Source organism: Bradyrhizobium sp., assembly GCF_035570375.1.
Classification (GTDB): Bacteria; Pseudomonadota; Alphaproteobacteria; order Rhizobiales; family Xanthobacteraceae; genus Bradyrhizobium.
The window spans coordinates 1-3,670 of sequence record NZ_DATMLW010000031.1 but is presented as its reverse complement, the minus strand read 5'-3'; the positions used below and the strand labels follow the sequence as shown (position 1 = coordinate 3,670).

The following is a 3,670-nucleotide window of genomic DNA, read 5'->3' as shown; positions in this document are numbered from 1 at the left end:
TGTCGGGCCGGCTCGTCATGCCGCCCAACATCACCTTGATCCCGTTGCCGGCGAAATGTCCGGAGCTCAATCCGCAGGAAAACGTCTGGCAGTTCCTGCGCGACAACTGGCTCTCAAACCGAATCTTCAAATCCTACGACGACGTCGTCGACCATTGCTGCGAGGCTTGGAACAACCTCGTCGATCAACCCTGGCGGATCATGTCCATCGGCCTTCGCAATTGGGCCCATCGGTCATGATCAACGAGTCTTGGTTCTTTACATGAGGTTGCTGCGTCAAGTGGTTTGTGCGCAGTCACCCTTCAGCCTGGCCCGCATCGATGGTTCTTTTCGACGTCCGGCCGAGGCCGGCGTCAACAGTCCGGGGCGACGCTGGCACTGACCCTTCGGGCGGCGCAATGTATTAAACGCAGGCTTTACCTGCAACCAAAGGTCGCGCGCTCACCCTCATGGATCCGCACCCGCTGCATTGCCGAGGGGCGGAACGCTAGATTCCCTTTTATATCCTCCTGTTCATCGACCAGCTCGTTCGCGGCTTACGCGGCAACCGCCGCTTCAAAGTGCGCGCCATCTTTCCACAGTCGTCCAAGCAGCACAGCCAGCTTTCTCGCGACCGCTACTCGGGCGCGCTTCGGGCCTATCGTCTTGACCAGCCTCAGACCCCAGTTCCGCAGGGCGAAGCGCTTCTTGACCGTCGTCAAAAGCACATTGGCGGCCTCATAGAGATAGTGCCGCGCCATGGCGTCGCCCTGCTTGGAAATGCCCATGCCGACATCCGTTTCGGCCGACTGATATCTCCGCTCGGTCAAGCCCAGGTAGGCGCCGATGTCGCGTGTCCTGCCAAACCGTTCGACGTTCTCGATCGCCGCCATATAGGCCAGAGCCGTTATTCGGCCTACGCCGGGCACGCTCATCAGCCGCCAGGCGATTTCGTTGCGCTTTGCAAGCTCGTCGAGCTCATCGTCCAGCCGCGCCTGCTGGCCTTCGATCGAGGCCAAGGATTCCAGGAGAGCTCTGATCGCCGCGTGCAGGATTGGATCATTCCGCGTCGCAAGATAGGCCGCCTCGTCGAATTTCTTCGCGCCGGCTCGCGACGGCAGCTTGATGCCGAACGGGCGAAGCAGGCCACGCACCTGATTGCCCAGAGAGCGCTTCAGCTTCACCAATTGATCGCGCGCCCCCAACAGCGCCTTTAACCGATGCGTGTCGACCGACTTGACGTAGACCGAGGAAAACCAGCCAGTCCGCAACATCTCGGCCAGCGCCCAGGCGTCGCCCTTGTCGCTCTTGATCCGTCGGCTTTTGATGGCGTCCGCCGCGCGGCGAGCGTCCATGCAGATCATCGGATAGCCGATCGCTTCAAGCGACCGGAACAGATGCGGCGTGAATGGGCCGCTCTCGAGCCCGACCTTATCCAGCAATCCCTTGAACCGCTGCAAGGCGTCGTCGATCATTTCCGGATGCGTATCGACGGTTCCCCGCCACACCGTCTTGCCCGACCCGTCGATCACGCAGATCGCCGTTCGCTTGCCGCCGATATCCAACCCTGCATACATCCTCATCGCTGCTCTCCATTCGTTGCTCACGAATCACCAGCGAAGGGTCTCCCCGACGCCGGAGAGCAGCAACCTCATGTACGGTATGTATTAGGCCGCGTCCAATAGGGCAGGCTTTGGGGAACACGAGCGCTCCCTCGGCTACAGAGCGTCTCTGAGCGCGGGCTCCTGGCCGCAGGGCGCCGTGCCTAGAAGCCAATGTGCGGGCCAGTCCTCCCACGTGGCCGCTTATGACATGGATCGATCTACAGCGGCCTCCCGGAAGGCGTTCCGAGAGCGGGTCCGCGCCAGGCGTTTCGCAGCTTTAATTAGAGTTGCGGGCGGGGCTTGGCCTAGGAACGTGAATTTGGCAGAAGGGCCGCTTGGTTCCGCGGGGACGTTGAGATGACGACGACTGAATCGGCGACGGCAGAGGAAAGGCGCGACTTCATTCGCGACATCATCACCTCTGATCTCGCTTCCGGCAAATACAAAGAGATCGTGACCCGATTCCCGCCGGAACCGAACGGCTACCTACATATCGGCCACGCCAAGTCGATCGCGCTCAATTTCGGCATTGCGCAGGAATTTCCGGGCCACTGCAACTTGCGCTTCGACGACACCAATCCGGCCAAGGAAGAGCAGGAGTATATCGACTCCATCCAGTCTGATGTGAGATGGCTCGGCTACGATTGGGCCGGTGAGCCGTTTTACGCCTCGGACTACTTCGATCGGCTCTATGAATGGGCGGAGGGACTGATCCAGCGCGGCCTCGCCTATGTCGACGACCAGTCGCAGCAGGATATCCGCGTTAACCGCGGCACCCTGACCGAGCCCGGCAAGAACTCGCCGTTCCGCGACCGCTCGGTCGAGGAGAATCTCGACCTGTTCCGCCGCATGAAGGCCGGCGAGTTTCCGAACGGTGCGCGCGTGTTGCGCGCCAAGATCGACATGGCCGCCGGCAACATCAACCTGCGCGACCCCGTGCTGTACCGCATCCTGCATGCGCATCATCCGCGCACCGGCGCCAAATGGTCGATCTATCCAAGCTACGACTATGCGCACGGCCAGTCGGATGCCATCGAAGGCATCACGCATTCGATCTGCACGCTGGAGTTCGAGGACCACCGGCCGCTGTACGACTGGTTCATCGAAAAGTTGCCGGTGCCGTCCAAGCCGCATCAGTATGAATTTGCGCGTCTCAATCTGACCTACACAGTGCTCTCCAAGCGCGTGCTGACCCAGCTCGTCCGCGACGGCCATGTCGCAGGTTGGGACGATCCGCGCATGCCGACCATTGCCGGTTTGAAGCGCCGCGGCGTGCCGCCGGCCGCGGTCCGCGAATTCGTGCGGCTCATCGGTGTCGGGAAGGCCAACAGCGTGGTCGATGTCGGCATGCTCGAGTTCTGCATCCGCGAAGAGCTGAACCGTACGGCGCTCCGCCGCATGGCGGTGCTGAAGCCGCTGAAGGTCGTAATCGAGAATTATCCGGAAAGGCAGGTCGATGAGATCGAGGCGATCAATCACCCCGACGATCCAAACTCCGGCACGCGGAAGATCGCCTTCGGTCGCGAGCTCTATATTGAGCAGGATGATTTCATGGAGAATCCCCCGAAGAAGTTCTTCCGGCTCTCACCCGGCAATGAGGTGCGGCTGCGCTACGCCTATTTCATCAAGTGCACGGACGTCGTGAAGAACGCGGCCGGCGAGATCACGGAGCTGCGCTGCACCTATGATCCCGCAACAAAGGGCGGCAACGCGCCCGACGGGCGCAAGGTCAAGGCGACCATGCACTGGCTGCCGGTGGCACAGTCCCGGCCGGCCGAAATCCGCATCTACAACCAGCTCTTTGCTAAGCCGAGCCCGGACGCCGCCAATTTCGCCGCCGACCTCAATCCCCTGTCGCTGGAGATCCTGAAAGACGCCCGGGTCGAGGCGGCGATTGCCGAGGCCGATTCGAGCGAGGCCATGCAGTTCGAGCGGCAGGGCTATTTCGTCCGCGACAAAGATTCGACGCTGGACCGCCCGGTGTTGAACCGAACCATAGGGTTGCGCGACACCTTTGCGAAGGAAGTCGGCAAGACCTAAGCCGACAAGGCTTGCGACTTCCTGCTTCTTGAGCGAACAGCTCGGCGC

General features: G+C 61.4%; 3 protein-coding genes. 2 read left to right on the top strand and 1 reads right to left on the bottom strand.

Translation table 11 applies throughout. From position 1 onward, the window contains the following. Positions 1–239: transposase (locus tag VNX23_RS03925; RefSeq protein ID WP_325627869.1), on the top strand; the 239-nt coding region annotated here is incomplete at its 5' end. 296 nt (positions 240–535) lie between these two features. Here VNX23_RS03925 and VNX23_RS03920 read toward each other — a convergent pair. Then, the gene (locus tag VNX23_RS03920; protein ID WP_325627868.1) at positions 536–1,561 is read right to left on the bottom strand and encodes an IS110 family transposase; all 1,026 of its coding nucleotides are present in this window, start codon (positions 1,559–1,561) and stop codon (positions 536–538) included. A gap of 378 nt (positions 1,562–1,939) precedes the next feature. Between VNX23_RS03920 and VNX23_RS03915 the strand changes: the two genes are divergently transcribed. Then, entirely contained in the window at positions 1,940–3,622 is a 1,683-nt protein-coding gene (locus VNX23_RS03915; RefSeq protein ID WP_325627867.1) for a glutamine--tRNA ligase/YqeY domain fusion protein, read from the top strand. Positions 3,623–3,670 lie beyond the last annotated feature (48 nt).

Excerpts from the sequence above, each read along its gene's own strand:
- VNX23_RS03920 (WP_325627868.1), bottom strand. The coding sequence starts at position 1,561 with ATGAGGATGTATGCAGGGTTGGATATCGGCGGCAAGCGAACGGCGATC.
- VNX23_RS03915 (WP_325627867.1), top strand. The coding sequence starts at position 1,940 with ATGACGACGACTGAATCGGCGACGGCAGAGGAAAGGCGCGACTTCATT.